Raw genomic sequence first — 18334 nt, forward strand, 5'->3', positions numbered from 1 at the left:
CCTCCTGGCCGCAACCGACACAGTCACCGATCTACACAACCGACCCGCTTAACTGAACGGTATTGGGGCTAACTGGGCTTGTACCCACTCACCACGACGTTGTAGAAGAACTTCGGCGGCACGACCTTGCGCAGGACGTTCTCGTCGAGCCACGTCAGGCGCTTCCACGAGCCGAACGCGAAACCGGCCCAGGCCCAACCGAGTTTGCCCGGCGGCACCGCGGCCTCGAACGTACGGACCGGCCAGCCGAGCATCGCCGCGGCGAACTCCTCGGTCGCGGTCTGCACCGACGACGCTCCCGCCGACCGGGCGATGCCCGCCAGCTCGTCGGGATCGAAGGTGTGGATGTCGACGACGGCCTCGAGCGCGGCGGCGCGCGAGGACTCATCGAGCTCCTCCTGCGGGCGGCGCCACGACTGCAGCGGACCGAGCTTGGTGAGATTCGTGGTCAGATACCAGGTGGCCCGGCTCATCCACCGGGCGTAGAAGTCACCGATCGTCGACGGCTCACCGGCGAAGACGAACCGCCCACCCGGCTTGAGCACCCGCAACACCTCACGCAACGCCTGCTCGACGTCCGGAATGTGGTGCAGCACAGCGTGTCCGACGACGAGGTCGAAGGTGTTGTCGTCGTAGGGGATCTTCTCGGCATCGGCGACCCGGCCGTCGACCTCGAGTCCGAGGTTCTCGGCGTTGCGCAGCGCCACCTTCACCATGCCCGGCGACAGGTCGGTGACCGACCCCTTCTCGGCCACCCCGGACTGCATGAGGTTCAGCAGGAAAAAGCCGGTGCCGCAACCGAGTTCCATCGCCCGCCCATAGGGCAGCCCGCTCGCTGCGCTCCCGGCGGCAGCATCACTCGCCGCCGGCACCGCGTCGAACCGGCCGCGCGCATAGTCGATGCAGCGTTCGTCGAAGCTGATCGACCACTTCTCGTCGTAGGTCTCGGCCTCCCAGTCGTGATAGAGCACCTGCGCGAGCTTGGTGTCGGTCAGCGCCGCCGCGACCTCCTCGGCGCTGGCGTGCGGGTTGGGCGCCGGATCGACCGGCGACCCGGCGCCAGTCTCGTTGTCCGTCTCCGGCTCGTTCTCGGTGGTCGTCATGTGTCCCTCTCCCTCTGCGCGGCTCACTTACCCGTGAACCGGGCCTTCCCCGGGCCGTTCTCCACGAACGACTCCATTCCGATCTTGCGGTCCTCGGTGGCGAAGAGCGCCGCGAACAGTTGTTCCTCGATCTTCAGCCCGGTCGCCAGGTCCACTCCCAGCCCCTGGTCGACGGCCTTCTTCCCGGCGGCCAGCGCCACCGATGCCGCGTTGGCGAACTGGCCGGCCCACGCCAGGGCCGCGTTGTAGACCTCATCGGGTGCCACGACCTCGTCGACGAGCCCGATCCGCAGCGCCTCGTCGGCGCCGACGAACCGGCCGGTGAAGATCATGTCCTTGGCCTTCGCCGGTCCGACGAGACGGGCCAAACGCTGCGTACCGCCACCACCGGGGATGACACCCAGCAGGACCTCGGGGACGCCGAGCTTCGCGTTGTCGCCGGCGATACGTCGGTCCGCGCCGAGCGCGACCTCCAAACCGCCGCCGAGCGCATAACCGGCGATCGCGGCGACCGTGGGCTTGGGGATCTCCGAGATCGACCCCAACGCGCTCTGCAGGCGACCGGCGACCTTGGCCATCTCCGGATAGGTCATGTCGTTCATCTCTTTGATGTCGGCGCCCGCAGCGAGCACCTTGGGACCGCCGTAGACGACGACGGCCTTGATGTCGTCACGGTCGGTGGCCTGTGCGGCGGCGGCGGCCAGCTCGGACTGGACCTGTCGGTTCAGCGCATTCATCGGTGGCCGGTTGAGCAGGATGGTGCCCACACCGGGATGGTCGTCGGAGGTCTCCAGGGTCACGAACTCAGCCATGGTCGAAGGCTACCGTCTGACGATCAGGCCGTTCGAGCCGTCCCTGCGCCGCGGCGGCGTCGGTGAGATCGGCCATCGTCACCGCACCACGCGCCGCACCGCCGGCGACGAGTTCGGCGGCGAACGCGGTGAGTACACCGGTCGCCCACGACTGCCGGCGCCCACGAGCGGCCCGGCTGCGCCCGGTACGACGATTCTGCGCAACCACCAGCCATTCGTCCGAGCCCACGTGCGGAACGCGGTCGAGGAGAATCCCGAGGGCGGGGACCCGACCGGCGAGTGCGAGCGCGCCGGTCGCACTCCGGCTGCTCAGTGCGAGGTGACTACGCACTCGGACTCCCCGGTCCGCGAGCAGGACATGGTCGGGGAAATCGGCCCGCAGGTAGCGCCGGCGCCGACCGCTGGGCTCCGTGATCCGACGGGACTGCCGAAGATTGACGATCCGGCATCCCTCGGGCGGGTGATGAACCGGGGTACCGAGCAGCCCGGCGGTCCACTCGACAGCCGCCGCACCGTGGTGTTCCCCGGTACCCAACACGACTCCGAGGTCGACGTCATCGCCCGGCTCCGTGTCGAGCTCGGCGATCAGCAGGGTGCTCAGTCCGGGCACGAGACCCGCACCGGTCACGACCGTACCCACCGACGCCTCCGACATGGTGGTCCCGCCGACGTCCTCGCACAACGCCCGGCGCAGCGCGGCCAGATACGCCGAGGTCGCCGAGATCTCGACGACGGCCGGAGCACCGTAACGCGCCAGCGCCGGCGTCTCCACCCCGGACGCATTGATCACCACGTCGTGCACCGCCGACAGGTGCGCCAACGTCCGGAGCCCCTCCGGCGCAGTCAAATCGAGTCGAGTCAGATCGAGCCCGATCAGATCCTTTCCGGCGTCGCGCCCGGCCCGCGTCACCACATGCCCGCGCGAACGCAGCTCCTCGACCACCACTCGACCGACCGCACCGCGGGCACCCATCACCAACGCTCGCATCGCACTCTCCTCAGACCGGCCCTCATCGGACCGACGCTCATCACCCGACCGAACAATGTCCAAACATCCGTTTGGAGATTGCAGCGTAACCCGACAACGCTCAGTTTCCAACCAATCGTTTGGACTGTCGGTATGGTTCGTTCGTGGCCTGGGACACCGAGACGACGCGACGCCGACTACTCGACGCCGGCACCCGGCAGTTCGCCGCATACGGCTTCGCCGGGGCACGCCTCGACGCAATCGGTCGCGACGCCGGGGTGAACAAGGAGCGGGTCTACCGCTACTTCGGCGACAAGCGCGGCCTGTTCACCGCGGTGCTGACCCGGGAATTGGCGAGCCTTCTCGAGGGGGTCGATCCCGCTGGCGCCGGCCCCGAGGCGATCGGCCGTTTCGCGGGAGCACTGTTCGACCGGTGCGCCGAGCGCCCGCACCTGCCCCGGCTCTTGGCCTACGAGAGCCTCGAACTCGGCTCCGCGGTCGGCATCGACGCTCGAAACCCGATGTGCGCGAAGAACATCGCCGGATTCCGAGCGGTAGTGCCCGGCCTGGACCGCACCGGGGCCGAACAACTGCTCTTCAGCGTCATCTCGCTGGTCGTCGGCTGGTGGACGCTGAGCGCCCTGGTGCAGACACTGCCGGTGCGGCCCGACGACGCCGCGAGCAGACGCGCCGCTGTCGTCGCCCACGCCACCGCGATGGCAGACTGCACATCAGGGCGCGACGTCGGCTGACGCATGGCCCGAGAGGAGCGGCGATGGCCCCGTCGGCAGCGAGCGATGCAGGGGAACCGGTGATGCTCACCGTCGGCGAACGGACCATCCGACTGTCGAGCCCCGACCGCATCTATTTCTCCGAGCGCGGCGAGACCAAACTCGATCTCGCGCACTACTACCTCTCCGTCGGCGACGGCATCGTGCGCGCGCTGCTGGAGCGCCCGTGCATGCTGCACCGCTTTCCCAAAGGCGTGGATGGAAAGAAGGTGCACCAGAAGCGGATTCCGGCCGGAGCTCCCGACTGGGTGGAGACGACCGAGCTGTGGTTCCCCCGGTTCGGACGCACCGCCGACGAATTGTGCGTCACCGAACTGGGCAGCGTGATCTGGGCGGTGCAGATGTCGACGGTCGAGTTCCACCCGTGGAACTCCCGTCGTGCCGACCCCGAATCGCCCGACGAGTGGCGAATCGACCTCGACCCGATGCCCGACTGCGACTTCGCACGAATCCGCCGGGTCGCCGGCGTCGTCCACGAGGTCCTCGACGAACTCGGCATCCGCGGGTTCCCGAAGACCTCCGGCGGGCGCGGGCTGCACATCTACGTCCGGATCGTCCCGGAATGGGGGTTCCCCCAGGTTCGCCGTGCGGCACTGGCATTCGCGAAAGAGGTCGAGCGTCGCTGTCCCGCGGACGTGACGACCACCTGGTGGCGCAAGGACCGTGACCCGTCGGCGGTGTTCGTCGATTACAACCAGAATGCCCGCGACCACACGATGGCCGCGGCGTACTCGGTGCGCGGCAACCCGCGGGCGACCGTGTCGGCGCCGGTGACCTGGGCCGAGATCGCCGACGTCGAGCCCGACGATTTCACCATCGCCACGATGCCTGCACGATTCGCCGAACTCGGTGACCTGCACGCCGAGATCGACGACGTCGCCCATCGCCTCGATCACCTCCTCGAGTGGGCCGATCGCGACGACGCCGCGGGCGGCACGACCGACGACACCGACATCGTCGACCTCGACGGGTAGAACTCCGCAAAGGGTGACACCACAGAGAGGACACCACAGACCGCTCAGAGTCCCACGCGCACACCGATTCCGGCGATGAGCGCCTCCAGCGCCCAGTCGAAGGTGTCAACCGGCAGTGTCGCCATCTCCTCGCTGAGCGCATATTGCAGGGGCTGCTCGTCGGGGTCGAGGCGGGCGCGTCGGGCCTCGGCGGTGATGCGATTCTCCCCCGGCACCGGATGCCGGTGCTGCTCTTCGATCACATACCCGGTGACCAACGCGTTGAGCGCGACCAGTGCTCGCTGCGCATCCAGCGGTGTCATGCCTGCGGCGGCCAGCACCCGGACCGGTTCTTCGAGTCGGCGCAGGGCATCGTCGTCGAGCAGCGTGGTTCCCGAGACCAACTTGGCCCCGTCACGGTAGGACAGCAGCGTCGTACGGATGCGATGTCCACTGGTCCGCAACAATTCTCGCCAGTCGGCGGCGGCCTCGTCGGGGATCGGCTCGTCGAGCAGTCGCCGCAGGATGCGCGTGGCCATCTCGTCGGTCAGCTCGGTCATGTCGCGGACGTGGTAGTAGAGCGCACCGGCGCGCACGCCCAATCGGCCGGCCAGCGCCCGTGCCGTGATCCCGTCGAGGCCGGTCTCCGCGAGCTGCTCGAAGGCGGCGTCGACGATCGCATCCCGGCTCAGCGGCGTCCGTGCCACAGATCCCCCTTGACTCTTGATCAATGTTCAATCATCCTAACAGAGGCAAGTTTTGAACAATGTTCAAAGGAGTAATTCATGAAAGCAGCTCTCGTCACCGACCTCACCCGCCCACCGGTGTATGCCGACCTCGACACTCCCGTCGCCACCGACGGATACGTCGAGGTGCAGATGCTCGCCGCCGGGGTGCATCAGATCGTGCGCTCCATCGCAGGCGGAGCGCACTACTCCTCGGGAGACGAACTCCCCTTCGTCGTCGGCGTCGACGGGGTGGCCGTACTCGGCGGGCATCGCGTCTACACCGGCGGATGTCCCGACCCATACGGCACCATCGCCGAACGCACAGTGGTGCCCGCGGGATTCGCGGTGCCGATCCCCGATGCGCTATCGAGCGAGACCGCCGCCGCCGTGGTCAACCCCGCAATGTCGTCATGGATGCCGCTGGTGAAATCCGGTGTCCCTCAAGGAGGCACCGTCGCAGTTCTCGGAGCGACCGGCACCGCCGGTACTCTCGCCGTCCGGATCGCCCTGCACCTGGGCGCCGGTCGCGTCGTCGCGGTCGGTCGCAACGCCGCGGTGCTGGCCCGTCTCGCCGAAGACTCGCGGGTGCAGACGGTGTCGCTACTCGACGACGATCCCCGAGGGCGACTGGCGGCGGCGTTTGCCGAGGGGATCGACGTGATCCTCGATTACCTCTGGGGTCCGGTCGCCGAGATGACGCTGGAAGCCCTACGGGCGCACAGCCTCACCGGACGCCACTCCAGCGTGGACTACGTCCAGATCGGCGCACTGGCCGGCCGGTCGATCACCCTCGACGCCGCCATCCTGCGCGCGCGTCCGATCTCGATCTGGGGCTCGGGTGGTGGATCGATCGACCCGCGTCTGTTATTCGCCGAACTCCCCGCCCTGCTCGATCTCGCCGCCGCCGGTGGGCTCCCGATCGATGTCCGCACCGCGGCGCTCGCCGACGTCGAGCAGGCGTGGAACTCCCCCGAGCCCGGCCGGCTGGTCGTGACGATCGGGACTAGAGGGTGATGTCGGGTGGCAGCTGATCGCCGAGACCGGCGAAATAGTCGTCGGAACGGGTGAAAGCCAAGCCCGACAAGCCCTTTCCAGCGCTCACCACCGGTTCTATCGGCTCGATGGCGCGCTCGGCGTCGAGGAGATCGGCCACGGTCGCGTATCGGGCCACCTCCGTCAACTGCGCCCACGTCGGGGGCAGCAGGAAATGCTTGCCCGCCGACCACGCGTCGATCGCGTCCTGCGCACTCGCCCACCGGGTGACGTCGGCCTCGGTGGTCGAACCGTCCGGTTCCTGGCCGGGCGGGACGGCCGCCAGAAAGAAACGGGTGTCGTAGCGGCGCTTCTCGTTGACCGGGGTGATCCAGTGCGCCAGCGGCCGCAGCAGGTCGGCGCGCAACGTGAGGCCGTGGGCGCGGAGGAAACCGGCGAACGACAGGGATTTGTCGACGAGGGCGGCGCGGTCGTCACGCAACGTCGCGGGGTCGGGGAACTCCTCGCCCGACGAGGCGAGCAGCACGCCGCATTCCTCGAAGGTCTCGCGTACCGCGGCGCAGACCAGAGCCTGCGCGAGTTCGGTTGTGGTGGAGAACTGTTCGGCCCACCACTGCGGCGCGGGTCCGGTCCAGGCGAGGTCGGCGTCGCTGTCGCGGGGGTCGACCCCGCCGCCCGGGAACACCGTCATACCACCGGCGAACGCCATCTGCTTGACGCGGCGCTGCAGGAACACCTCGATCCCGCCACCGCTGTTGTCGCCACCGTCGCTGTTCTTGCCGCCATCGCGCACGAGCACCACGGTCGCCGCGTCACGTAACGGCGCGGCCTGCGGTGCCGACGTCCCTGCCATCGAAGACCTCCAACCCGTCCCGGCCGAGGTGTGTGCCGGGACACCCGTCGACACTATCGCCGGGCCGTGGCACAACCGCATCCAGGGGCGGCCGATCCCGATCGACCGCGGCGCCTCGTCAGCCGGCGGAACGTCGGTGTCCGCCGGCGCGGCGGGACCGGCGGGCGAAGAACCGGCCGTCGACCTTCGACAAGGCGATCTGCTGGCGGAACGCGGTCGACAGGTTCTTGCTCGTCAACACCTTGTTCAGCAGTCCCTGCTCCACCACGGCCCCCTCCGACAGGAGCATGGCGTGGGTGAATCCGGCGGGGATCTCCTCGACGTGGTGGGTGATGAGCACGATCGCCGGCGAGTCGGGGTCGGCGGCCAGCGCGGAGAGCCGTTCGACGAGCTCTTCACGCCCGCCGAGGTCGAGTCCGGCAGCCGGTTCGTCGAGCAACAGCAGTTCGGGGTCGGTCATCAACGCCCGGGCGATGAGGACCCTCTTGCGTTCACCCTCCGACAGGGTGCCGAAGGCCCGATCGGCGAGGTGTTCGGCACCCATCGACTCCAGCGATTCGAGCGCCTGTGCCCGATCGACGTCGTCGTAGGTCTCCCGCCACCGGCCGATGACCGAATAGCCGGCGGAGATGACGACGTCGCTGACCACCTCGTCGTCGGGGATGCGGTCGGCCAGCGCCGCACTGGCCACGCCGATCCGCGTGGACAGTTCGCGGACCTCGACCTTGCCGAGTTGCTCGGCCAGCACGAAGGCGATACCGGAACTCGGGTGCAGTTCGGCGGCGGCCATGCGCAGCAGGGTGGTCTTGCCGGCGCCGTTGGGACCGAGGACGACCCAGCGCTCGTCGAGTTCGACCTGCCAGGTGACCGGACCGACCAGGGACGTTCCGCCGCGAACGACCGCGACGTCACGGAAATCGATCAACAGGTCGGGGTCGGAGGTGGGCTCGTCGGGCACGGGATCGCTGGCGGTCACGGACTCCATCGTGCCCTACTCACCGCGCCCGTGGGCACCATCATCGCGATGCGTGTCCGCCTGGCGCCGGGGTCCGCCGAGGACCTGCCGTGCCGGGCGCGGCGTCACCGGCCGATGTGTGCGCGAGACGACCAAAGTCGGGATCGGGCAAGGGAATAGCCGTCCGCCCGACGACCTTGATCAAGGTATGAGTGTGCCTCTTTCGATCCTCGACCTCGCCCAGGTGGGCACCGGAGAAACCGTGGGCCAATCGTTGGCCGCCTCGACCGACATGGCCATCCGCGCCGAGAAGTGGGGTTACGAACGGATCTGGTACGCCGAACACCACAACATGTCGTCGATCGCATCGTCGGCGCCTGCGGTGCTGATCTCCCATATCGCGGCCCGCACCTCCACGATCCGGCTCGGCTCCGGCGGGGTGATGCTGCCCAATCACGCGCCGTTGACGATCGCCGAGCAGTTCGGCACCCTCGGCGAGCTCTACCCCGGTCGCATCGATCTCGGGCTGGGCCGCGCCCCCGGTGGTGACCAGAACACGTTCGCGGCCCTGCGCCGCGACATGGCCGCCGCCGATCGCTTCCCGAACGACGTTCTCGAACTGCAGGGCTATCTCACCGGGCACTCGCGCGTGCCCGGGGTGAGTGCGACGCCGGGCAACGGTACCGACGTGCCGCTCTACATCCTCGGTTCGTCGCTCTTCGGTGCGCAGCTCGCCGCGGCGCTCGGCCTGCCCTATGGTTTCGCCTCGCATTTCGCGCCCGGCGCCCTCACCCAGGCGGTGCAGATCTATCGGGAGCAGTTCCGGCCGTCGGAGCAGCTCGCCGAGCCGTATGTGATCGCCGGGGCCTGCGTCATCGCCGACGAGGATCCGCAGCGCGCCCGCGACCAGCTCCACCAGGCCAAGCGGCATCGGGTGACCGCGCTCTTCGGCCGGGGCGGACGAAAGTTCACCGACGAGGAAGCCGATGCAATCCTGTCGATGCCGCAGGGACGTCAGATCGACGAGATGCTCACGTATTCCGGCGTCGGAACCCCGGACGAGGTGCGGGAGTATCTCGACTGGTTCGCCGGACATGCCGACGCCGACGAGGTGATCGTCGCGTCGATCGCCCCCGACCGGCAGGTGTGGCTGCAGACGCTGGAGCACCTGGCGCCGGCGCGGGTCCCGGCGAGCTGAGCGCCGTCAGGCCAGCCGGAAGTCGGCGAAGTCGAATCCGGGTACGACGACGCAACTGACCAGCGCCGCTTCGTTTCCCACGGCACGCGCCCGCTGCCAGTGCCCCGGCGGCACGAGTACCTGCGGTCGGTGGCCGGCACCGATGTCGGGTCCGACCACGATCGTCTCGGTGTGCTCGATGCCGGTGGGCCCGACGCCGAGGGGCACAGCACCGTCACCGCCGAGATCGAGTTCCACCGGCGCACCGCGGTGAAACAGCCACATCTCCGCGCCGCGCACGGTGTGCCAGGCCGATTCTTCACCGGGTAACAGCACGAAATAGATCGCGGTGCCCGCGGCGCGGTCACCGTCGTATCCGGGCAGCGACGCGGCGGGCAGCGTCAGCTCACTACGCCACGTCTCGGCGTACCAGCCGCCCTCCGGGTGAGGCGCCAGATTCAGCGGTAGCGCCCACTCCGGTAATGCCGCTTGATCTTTCGTCATTCGATTACCTCCGCGATCACGGTCACTGACCCCGGTGCGATCTCGGTGAAGCCCGCATCCCGAACGGCCACCGCCTCACCGGCACGTTCTGCGGCGAGCAGCCGTGTCCAGGTGGAGTCGTCGGCGGCGCACACCATCAGCGGACACCCGGCCTCGCGCCAGTCGCGGGCGGTGGCCTCATCGAGGAGCTTCACCGCGAGCATGGCGCCGTGACCCACCTGGGCCGCCGACTTGCCGACCGTCATCTCCAGTCGTGGGTCCAGCCACAGACACACCCCGCGGCCGCCGGGCGCCGGTGGCAGTTCACCGCCGACCTCGGTGCCACCGATCTGCAACCGGGAGATCCGCTTGTCGACGTCGCCGACCCGGCCGGGCACCAGGGCGCGGGCCTGCGCGCCGCCTTCGGTGGCGGTGAGGCCCCAGACCTCTTGCGCGGCAACCCACTGCGCACCGCGGGCGCGTCGCGCGATCTTGCGGATACGCGCGTCACACCAGGCGTCCATCGGCGCCGACCACGGACCGTCGCCACCGGATCGGTCGTCGAGGCACAGCAGCGCCACCGCACGGGCGGCGGCCACCAGCAGCTCGGTGCGGTCGGGGGGATCGGCCTTCTCGATGCGCAGCACCATCTGCATGGCGAGCACGTCGGCGGGATCCGGCGGGTCGTCGTGACCGCCGACATAAGCCGTCAGCCGACGGTGATCGTCCTCGAACGGGTCGGGTACGACAGAGCCCGGGTCGGTCGATGTGTCGGTCATTCCAGCGGAACCCGGCGCAGCACCCCGTCGGCGGCGTCGGCGGCCTCGATCTCGTCGCGGGTGACGCCGAGAATGAACAGCACCGCGTCGAGGAACGGGTGGCTGAGCGCGGCGTCGGCGACCTCACGGAGTGCGGGCTTGGCGTTGAACGCGATACCGAGACCGGCCACCGACAGCATGTCGATGTCGTTGGCGCCGTCGCCCACGGCGATGGTCTGTTCCATCGGCACCCCGACCTGATCGGCGAACGACCGCAGCGCCCTGGCCTTGCCCGGCCGGTCGACGATCTCCCCGACGACCCGGCCGGTGAGGGTTCCGTCGACGACCTCGAGGGTGTTGGCCCGGACGAAATCGAGTTCCAGCTCATGGGCGAGACCGTCGATGACCTGCCGGAACCCGCCGGACACCACACCGCAGTGATAACCCAGGCGGTGCAGCGTGCGAATCGTGGTGCGCGCTCCCGGCGTCAGCTCCAGCGACGAGGCGACGTCGTCGAGAACGCTCGCGTCGAGACCGGCGAGCGCGGCGACCCGTTGATGCAGGGACTGCGCGAAATCCAGTTCACCGCGCATCGCCGCCTCGGTCACCGCCGCGACCTCGGCCTCCCGACCGGCATGGGCGGCGAGCATCTCGATGACTTCGCCCTGGATGAGCGTCGAGTCCACATCGAAGACGATGAGTCGCTTGGCGCGTCGCGCGAGCCCCCCGCGTTCGACCGCGATGTCGATGCCGTAGCGGGTGGCCACCCGCGCAAGGCCCTTGCGCAGTGCGGCGTCGGCCGCGACGTCGTTGCGTCCACCGACGCTGACCATCAATTCCAGTCCGGTGAGCGGATAGTCGGCCACCCCGCGGATCGAGTCGATGTTGCCGCCCTGCCCGGCGAGTTCGGCTGCCACCGCGGAGAACGCGCGCGCGGTCACCGGGCTGCCGAGCAGCACCACGGCGTGTGTCGAGGGCTGATGGCCACCGGACTGTCCACCAACCTCGACGTGGACATCCATCCCGACCGAGCTCATCGCCTGCTCGACGACGTCCTGCACCTGCTCGGGGTCGGTGTCGCACGCGACGAGCACTCCGAGTGTCAGGCGATCATGGATGACGACCTGCTCGACGTCGAACAGGGAAACCTGTTGTCCGGCAAGCGCACCCATGAGCACCGAGGTGACACCGGGTTTATCGGGTCCGGTGACGGTGATGAGGAGGGTCGCCTTCACGACCGCACCCGGAGCGGTGTGAACCGATCCGGGTGCGGAAGTGGTGTGTGAATCCGGGGAGTCGCCCACCGCGCTGCGCCGCGTCAGTCGGCGGAGGACTCGTGGTCGCCGACGGTGAGCGGGTCACGCCGGGCATGTTCGGCGCTTTCGCTGTCATGCCCGTGACCCGGGCCGACGTGCGCCTCGGCACGCATCCGGTCGATCATGTGCGGATAGTGCAGCTCGAACGCCGGACGCTCCGAACGGATGCGGGGCAGCTCGGTGAAGTTGTGTCGCGGCGGCGGGCAGCTCGTCGCCCATTCGAGGGAGTTACCGAAGCCCCACGGATCGTCGACGGTCACGACCTCGCCGTAGCGGTAGCTCTTGAAGACGTTCCACAGGAACGGCAGCGTCGACAGTCCGAGGATGAACGCGCCGGCCGTGGAGATCTCGTTGAGGGTGGTGAAGCCGTCCGAGGGCAGGTAGTCGGCGTAGCGACGCGGCATGCCCTCGTTACCCAGCCAGTGCTGCACCAGGAAGGTGGTGTGGAAGCCGATGAAGGTCAGCCAGAAGTGCCACTTGCCCAGGCGCTCGTCGAGCATGCGTCCGGTCATCTTGGGGAACCAGAAGTAGATGCCGGCGTAGGTCGCGAACACGATGGTGCCGAAGAGCACGTAGTGGAAGTGCGCGACGACGAAGTAACTGTCGGAGAGGTGGAAGTCCAGCGGCGGGCTGGCGAGCAGCACACCGGTCAGACCACCGAAGAGGAAGGTCACGATGAAGCCGACGGAGAAGAGCATCGGCGTCTCGAACGTCATGTGGCCCTTCCACATGGTGCCTATCCAGTTGAAGAACTTCACACCGGTCGGTACCGCGATCAGGAAGGTCATGAAGGAGAAGAACGGCAGCAGGACCGCGCCGGTGACGTACATGTGGTGAGCCCACACCGCCACCGACAGCGCGGCGATGGCCAGCGTCGCGTACACCAGACCCGAGTAGCCGAACAGCGGCTTGCGGGAGAAGACCGGGAAGATCTCCGACACGATGCCGAAGAACGGCAGCGCGATGACGTACACCTCGGGGTGACCGAAGAACCAGAACAGGTGCTGCCAGAGGATCACACCACCGTTGGCCGGGTCGTAGAGATGGGCGCCGAACTGACGGTCGACCTCGAGGCCGAGCAGGGCCGCGGTCAGCAGCGGGAAGATCAGCAGGATCAGGATGGTGGTGACCAGGATGTTCCAGGTGAAGATCGGCATCCGGAACATCGTCATACCGGGGGCGCGCAGACACACGACGGTGGTCACCATGTTGACGCCACCGAGGATGGTGCCCAGACCGGAGACGCCGAGGCCCATGATCCACAGGTCGGCGCCGACGCCGGGCGAGTGGATCGCGTCGGTGAGCGGTGTGTAGGCGGTCCAGCCGAAGTCGGCCGCACCGCCCGGGGTGATGAAGCCACCGATGGCGACGGTCGAACCGAACACGAACAGCCAGAAGCCGAAGGCGTTGAGCCGCGGGAAGGCGACGTCGGGGGCACCGATCTGCAGCGGCAGCACGAAGTTGGCGAACCCGATGACGATCGGAGTCGCATACATCAGCAGCATCACCGTGCCGTGCATGGTGAACAGCTGGTTGAACTGCTCGGTCGACAGGAACTGCATACCCGGATGCGCCAACTCCGCACGCATCAGCAGGGCCATCAGACCGCCGATGAGGAAGAACGCGAAACAGGCGACGATGTACATCATGCCGATCAACTTGTGATCGGTCGTGGTGATCAGCTTGTAGATGAACGAACCCTTGGGCTGATGGCGCTCCGGGTACGGACGTACTGGTGCCACTTGCGTGGTGGGCTGGTCTACCGCGGTCACAGATCCTCCTCTTGCCCGACCGGTCGGGATGCGATTTCCGCCGGTCGGCACATGAACAAACCGAGCGCTGGTTACCGATCCTAAACCCTTGCACCCACCCCGGCCGAGTGGGTCCTACGATCCGTCGTACTTGATTTTTCGGGAGCATCATCGGCGCAGGTCAGCTGCGACGCCGGAGCCGACGCGCCGGGCTCGTGGGACCGCCCCGCGACGCCCCGCGGCCCCCCCGGCGGCAAGGTCGGGTGGGTGCCGATCGGGCCCTGCTAGGTTGGGCGGGTGCAGGGTGGCGGTGAGGACCGGGTCGTACGCGGATCCGGAGACGGTGTTCGGAGTCGGTCGAGCAGGCGTGGCGTGGTCGCCTCGGCGCTGCTGGTGTGCGTCGCAACCGTGGTGCTCGGTGCCTGCTCCGACGATCAGCCGCTGCTGACCACCCCCGACGGCAAGACCATCTCCACCTCGACCACGCGTATCGCCGAGGTCAACGTCGTCTCCGCGGACCGCGACTACTCGCGCACCTGCCTGGCGCCGACCACCGCGTCCGACCCGCGCACCGACCCCGCGCGCATCGTCGTGACCGACCCGGCGCTGCTCGATGATCTCTGCGCCCTCGGCATCGGCACCAAGGTGACCGCCGTGACCGCTGCCCCCGGCACGATCCCCGCCTACCTCGGACCACAACTGACGTCCGTTCCGGCGATCGGGACCACCCCCGATCCATCGGCGGTGCGCACCGCCGCCCCCGACATCGTGCTCACCACCCCGGCGACGGCCGGATCGGCGCAGGCCTTCGCCGGTACCAAGACCGCGGCCATCCCCGACGGCACCTGGCAGGAACGCTTCCAGGCGGTGGCCGACGCCCTCGGCCGCTCCGCCGACGGCACCCGCCTGCTGCAGGAGTTCACCGACGAGGCCTCCAAGACCGGCAAGCGGATGGACGCCGCCCACAACCAGGTGTCGCTCGTCCGGTTCACCAAGGACTCCGAGATCATCGCCGGCACGGGCACTTTCGCCGGCCAGATCCTGACGATGATCGGCGTGCAGCGCCCCGCCCCGCAGCGCGGCACCGACAGCTTCACCGTCACCGACAAGAACTTCACCGACGCCGACGCCGACCTCATCTACGTGTCGTTCGACGGCGACGGCGGCCTCGATCACGGCAAACATGTCCTGCTCAGTGATCGCTGGCTCGACATGGGCGCGCCCACGTGGAAGCGCGTCCTCTCGGTCAACGACGAGATCTGGTACAGCGGAACAGGTCTGGCTGCGGCGTGGCTCGTACTCAACGACGTGAAGGATTCCTTGAATGGCAATTCCTGACGGGACCGGTTCGGCGAGCACAACCCCGGACCCGGCGGCCCTCGCCCGCACACTGCTCGATTTGCACGTGCCCGGCAGCCCGGTCGTGCTGCCCACCGTCTGGGATGCGTGGTCGGCGACCCTGGCCGCCGACGCCGGGTTCGCGGCGCTGACCGTCGGCTCCCATCCGGTTGCCGACTCGATCGGTCGCGCCGACCACGAGGGCATGACCTTCGACGAACTGCTGACCCGCGTACGCCAGATCACCGCAGCGGTGGACCTTCCGGTGTCTGTGGACGTGGAGTCGGGGTACGGCCGGTCTCCGGCCGCACTGATCGACGGACTACTCGACGCCGGAGCGGTGGGTCTGAACATCGAGGACACCGTGCACGCCGACGGTGGACGTTTGCACGCCGCCGGAGAGCACGCCGAACTCGTGGGCGCGCTGCGCGCCGCCGCCGACTCCGCGGGTGTCCCGGTCGTCATCAACGCACGCACCGACCTGTTCCTACGTGCCGACGGCGCCGAGACCGACCGCGTGGCCCGCGCGATCGAACGTCTCACGCTCTGTGCGCAGGCCGGGGCGAGCAGCCTCTACCCCGTCGGCCGACACACCGACGCGGTGCAGCGCGAGCTCACCTCGTCGTTGCCGTTGCCGGTCAACGCGATCGCCGTGCCCGCCGAGGATTCGCTCACGCACCTGGCCGAGCTCGGCGTCGGACGGATCAGCTTCGGTCCGTTCTGGCAGGCCGATCTGGCCGCACGATCGAAGGACCTGCTGGCCCGCTGGCAGTGAGCGGCCGGAGGGGATCGGCGCGAACACATGCGCCGACGCCGATGTGTTCGGCCCGTCGTGATCGCAACCCTCGCGCACCGGGCGTGATCGCGCGCACCGTGGACACATGACTGTCACCGACGAGTACCTCGCCAACAACGCCGAGTACGCCAAGACCTTCTCCGGTCCCCTGCCCCTGCCGCCGAGCCGCCACGTCGCGATCGTCGCCTGCATGGACGCCCGCCTCGACGTCTACCGGGCGCTGGGCATCAACGAGGGTGAGGCGCATGTCATCCGCAACGCCGGTGGCGTCGTCACCGACGACGAGATCCGGTCGTTGGCCATCAGCCAGCGACTGCTGGGCACCACCGAGATCATCCTGATCCACCACACCGACTGCGGCATGCTCACGTTCACCGACGACGACTTCAAGCGCGACATCCAGAACGAGATCGGTCAGAAGCCGGCGTGGGCGGCCGAGTCCTTCCCCGACGTCGAGGAGGATGTGCGGCAATCGTTGACGCGCATCCGCAACAGCCCGTTCGTCACCAAGACCAGTTCACTGCGCGGATTCGTCTTCGACGTGGCCACCGGCACACTCAACGAGGTCACCGACTGACGTCCCCTCTCGTCGCCGAGTACTCAGGGCCAGCCCGGCGCCGACGGAATCGACCCGTCGGCGACCGCGGCGGCCAATTGTGCGTGATCGCGCTCGGTCTGGTCGGCGTAGGCGTGCGCGAAACGCACCACCGATTCCTCGACCTTGTCGGAGGTGCCGAGGTAGTCGGCGATGGCGCGGGCGTCTCCGCTACGGGCATGGGCCCGCGCGAGTACGTGGCCGCACGCGGCGGCGAACTGCGACAGCGCGCGCGACACGGTCGGACCGTCCGGGATGACCTTGCCGTCGCGGAACTGCCGGACGTAAAACTCCCAGTCGCCGATTGTCGTCCAGCCCAGGAACATGTCCGAGGCGCTCTGGATCAGGCGCTGACCGTTGACGACCCGCTGGCCGTGATGGTCGTAGACGCTGGGCGCGACCACCTTCTCGTACACCGACGGCGCGGCCTGTTTGATCTGGAAGAACAACGGGTCGCCGGTCTCGTGCTCCTCGGCGAGATTCAGGAACACCCGCATCCCGACACTGCCCACCCCGACGACCTGCTGCACGGCGTCGACGAGGTCGAAGCGGCGCAGCAGTGCCGCGACGTTCTCCGGCACCGACGCGTAATACGCGACGATCACGTCGTTGAGGACGTCGGTGTAGTCGGCCAACGCGTGCACTCGATAGGGCGGCTCCTCCTTGATCATCCGGCGCCCGTCGACCAGGTGGGTGAGTTTCTTCGATGCTCCCCGGCTGGTCCGCTTCTGCGCCCGCTTCTCGATCACGCTGTCCAGGCGCGCCCCGTTGGCCGGGGTGGCGATGTAGCCGGTGAGCTCGTCGACCGAGAACTTCTCGGCCCACACATCGAGGATCGGCCACCCCGAGTAGGTGCGCATCCACGTGCGGTAGCCGCGGAATCCGGCGCGAACCGCCTCGGTGGCGGCCGCGTCGGCGACGTTGTTGTCCCGCGCCAGCACCACCAGGCTCGCCAGGAAGCGCAACACATCCCATTCGAACGGGCCGGGCAGGGTCTCGTCGAAGTCGCGCAGATCGAAGGCCAGCGTTCGCTCCGGGGTGTTCCACAGCCCGAAGTTCAGGACGTGCGCGTCGCCGCAGAGCTGGACGGTGATGCCGGTGTTCGGCCGGGAACCGAGGTCGGCGGCCATCACCGCGGCGGCGCCGCGGTAGTAGGTCCACGGTGACGCCGCCATCCGGCCGTGGCGGATGGGGACGAGCCGCTGATCGCGCGTCTCGTTCTGCGCGAGGATGGTCTGCAGCGCATCGTGCCCGCGCGCCGACGGGTCCCAGTCTCCGAGGGCTCGGCGAGGCACGATCTTGCGTGCGGCCTTGCCCACCGAGTGTTCCTGACCGGAATAGACGGTGGGGCCTGAGGCGAGCGCCTCACCGTGGGTCTGCGGGGCGTCGTGGGTGCTGGTCATCCCTGAAGTCTCTCGCAGGTCGGCACCGCCGGCAGCCGTTTCGCGGTCGTGTCGGGGCCGCGAACTACCCTGAAGGCCATGGCATCGACCCTCGCGACGCGCTCCGGCGAGCCGTCGGCTCCGGGCGGGTCGGTGGCGGGATTGCATGCGCTGTGGCGCCCGGGTGTGGGGTTGGCGGTCTGGGAGGACGCCACCCGCACGGGTGAGCTCCCCGATCCTCTGCGATCACTGTTGGCAGGCAAGCGTTTCCGCCGCCAGATCGACATCATCGACGACGCCGGCCGCCGCGACTTCGTCGCCACGATGACCCTGGGCACGGCTTCTGCCGTCTCGTTCCTCGATGCCACCCGATCGCTACCCGTCGCCGGCGACATCGCCTGGTATCGGCATCTCGTCGACGGGGTCCGGTGCTTCGTCGGGGCCGGCGCGGTCGCCCCCACCCTGGCCGACATCGCCGGCGAGACGGTGTTCCGCTGGGCGCCGTTGCCGACCTCGGCGTGGCGTGCCTGGAGTGCGGTGGTCACCGGCGGCGCGCCGGGCGCGCTCGCCGACAACGGCGGGG

The 18334-nt window shown here is 68.6% G+C and carries 18 protein-coding genes and 1 pseudogene; 8 read left to right on the forward strand and 11 right to left on the reverse strand.

The annotated features are described in order from the left end of the window. Positions 1–68: 68 nt before the first annotated feature. Genes B1964_RS14765 through B1964_RS14775 form a run of 3 tightly spaced genes read right to left on the reverse strand, consistent with a single transcriptional unit; the run spans position 69 to position 2903 of the window. A complete protein-coding gene (locus B1964_RS14765; RefSeq protein WP_079930306.1) occupies positions 69–1103 on the reverse strand; it encodes a class I SAM-dependent methyltransferase in 1035 nt (344 codons plus the stop codon). A gap of 23 nt (positions 1104–1126) precedes the next feature. Further along, complete coding sequence (locus B1964_RS14770) at positions 1127–1915, reverse strand: enoyl-CoA hydratase-related protein (RefSeq protein ID WP_079930307.1); 789 nt, start codon at positions 1913–1915, stop codon at positions 1127–1129. After that, a complete protein-coding gene (locus tag B1964_RS14775; RefSeq protein ID WP_079930308.1) occupies positions 1908–2903 on the reverse strand; it encodes an NAD-dependent epimerase/dehydratase family protein in 996 nt (331 codons plus the stop codon). Before B1964_RS14775 ends, B1964_RS14770 begins: the two co-directional genes overlap by 8 nt. A 143-nt stretch (positions 2904–3046) precedes the next feature. Between B1964_RS14775 and B1964_RS14780 the strand changes: the two genes are divergently transcribed. Together B1964_RS14780 and ligD are read left to right on the forward strand one after the other, a co-directional pair. Then, on the forward strand, positions 3047–3634 hold the full coding sequence (locus tag B1964_RS14780; RefSeq protein WP_079930309.1) for a TetR/AcrR family transcriptional regulator: 588 nt from the start codon (positions 3047–3049) through the stop codon (positions 3632–3634). A gap of 23 nt (positions 3635–3657) precedes the next feature. Then, positions 3658–4647 (forward strand): non-homologous end-joining DNA ligase, encoded by a 990-nt coding sequence (gene ligD, locus B1964_RS14785; RefSeq protein ID WP_006367584.1) that lies wholly within the window; start codon positions 3658–3660, stop codon positions 4645–4647. A 44-nt stretch (positions 4648–4691) separates the two neighbouring features. Here ligD and B1964_RS14790 read toward each other — a convergent pair whose 3' ends face one another. Next, positions 4692–5333 (reverse strand): TetR/AcrR family transcriptional regulator C-terminal domain-containing protein, encoded by a 642-nt coding sequence (locus B1964_RS14790; RefSeq protein WP_020170746.1) that lies wholly within the window; start codon positions 5331–5333, stop codon positions 4692–4694. 78 nt (positions 5334–5411) lie between these two features. On the opposite strand from B1964_RS14790, the gene B1964_RS14795 reads away from it, so the two are divergent. Next, positions 5412–6368, forward strand: a complete 957-nt coding sequence (locus B1964_RS14795; RefSeq protein WP_079930310.1) for a zinc-binding alcohol dehydrogenase family protein — start codon at positions 5412–5414, stop codon at positions 6366–6368. On the opposite strand, the gene B1964_RS14800 is transcribed toward B1964_RS14795, so the two are convergent. Both B1964_RS14800 and B1964_RS14805 read right to left on the reverse strand, forming a co-directional pair. Next, the gene (locus tag B1964_RS14800) at positions 6358–7200 is read right to left on the reverse strand and encodes an NUDIX hydrolase (RefSeq protein WP_079930311.1); all 843 of its coding nucleotides are present in this window, start codon (positions 7198–7200) and stop codon (positions 6358–6360) included. The genes B1964_RS14795 and B1964_RS14800 overlap by 11 nt on opposite strands. 118 nt (positions 7201–7318) lie before the next feature. Next, on the reverse strand, positions 7319–8185 hold the full coding sequence (locus B1964_RS14805) for an ABC transporter ATP-binding protein (protein WP_079930312.1): 867 nt from the start codon (positions 8183–8185) through the stop codon (positions 7319–7321). 178 nt (positions 8186–8363) lie between these two features. Between B1964_RS14805 and B1964_RS14810 the strand changes: the two genes are divergently transcribed. Next, complete coding sequence (locus B1964_RS14810; RefSeq protein WP_006367589.1) at positions 8364–9353, forward strand: LLM class flavin-dependent oxidoreductase; 990 nt, start codon at positions 8364–8366, stop codon at positions 9351–9353. A 6-nt stretch (positions 9354–9359) separates the two neighbouring features. On the opposite strand, the gene B1964_RS14815 is transcribed toward B1964_RS14810, so the two are convergent. From B1964_RS14815 to ctaD, 4 genes are all read right to left on the reverse strand, one after another. Next, positions 9360–9836 (reverse strand): cupin domain-containing protein, encoded by a 477-nt coding sequence (locus B1964_RS14815; RefSeq protein WP_079930313.1) that lies wholly within the window; start codon positions 9834–9836, stop codon positions 9360–9362. Beyond that, positions 9833–10594, reverse strand: a complete 762-nt coding sequence (locus tag B1964_RS14820) for a peptidyl-tRNA hydrolase (protein WP_079930314.1) — start codon at positions 10592–10594, stop codon at positions 9833–9835. The genes B1964_RS14815 and B1964_RS14820 overlap by 4 nt, the downstream gene beginning before the upstream one ends. Continuing rightward, positions 10591–11808 (reverse strand): phosphoserine phosphatase SerB, encoded by a 1218-nt coding sequence (gene serB, locus B1964_RS14825; protein WP_172398849.1) that lies wholly within the window; start codon positions 11806–11808, stop codon positions 10591–10593. The genes B1964_RS14820 and serB overlap by 4 nt, the downstream gene beginning before the upstream one ends. A gap of 83 nt (positions 11809–11891) precedes the next feature. Further along, positions 11892–13661, reverse strand: coding sequence for a cytochrome c oxidase subunit I (ctaD, locus tag B1964_RS14830; RefSeq protein ID WP_079930316.1), 1770 nt, complete (start codon positions 13659–13661; stop codon positions 11892–11894). Positions 13662–14012: 351 nt separating this feature from the next. On the opposite strand from ctaD, the gene B1964_RS14835 reads away from it, so the two are divergent. The 3 genes from B1964_RS14835 to B1964_RS14845 all read left to right on the forward strand — a co-directional run bounded on the left by B1964_RS14835 (position 14013) and on the right by B1964_RS14845 (position 16351). Then, positions 14013–14978, forward strand: a complete 966-nt coding sequence (locus tag B1964_RS14835) for an ABC transporter substrate-binding protein (protein WP_253194007.1) — start codon at positions 14013–14015, stop codon at positions 14976–14978. Then, positions 14965–15753: an isocitrate lyase/phosphoenolpyruvate mutase family protein gene (locus tag B1964_RS14840; RefSeq protein ID WP_079930318.1), complete on the forward strand. Its 789-nt coding sequence runs from the start codon at positions 14965–14967 to the stop codon at positions 15751–15753. The genes B1964_RS14835 and B1964_RS14840 overlap by 14 nt, the downstream gene beginning before the upstream one ends. A 106-nt stretch (positions 15754–15859) precedes the next feature. Further along, entirely contained in the window at positions 15860–16351 is a 492-nt protein-coding gene (locus B1964_RS14845) for a carbonic anhydrase (protein WP_079930319.1), read from the forward strand. 23 nt (positions 16352–16374) lie between these two features. Here B1964_RS14845 and B1964_RS14850 read toward each other — a convergent pair whose 3' ends face one another. After that, the gene (locus tag B1964_RS14850; protein WP_079930320.1) at positions 16375–17772 is read right to left on the reverse strand and encodes a DUF2252 domain-containing protein; all 1398 of its coding nucleotides are present in this window, start codon (positions 17770–17772) and stop codon (positions 16375–16377) included. A 78-nt stretch (positions 17773–17850) separates the two neighbouring features. On the opposite strand from B1964_RS14850, the pseudogene B1964_RS14855 reads away from it, so the two are divergent. Continuing rightward, positions 17851–18334, forward strand: a pseudogene (locus B1964_RS14855) (ATP-dependent helicase); the annotation flags it as partial.

The sequence above is a fragment of the Gordonia sp. i37 genome (assembly GCF_002043085.1).
GTDB classification, from domain to species: domain Bacteria; phylum Actinomycetota; class Actinomycetes; order Mycobacteriales; family Mycobacteriaceae; genus Gordonia; species Gordonia polyisoprenivorans.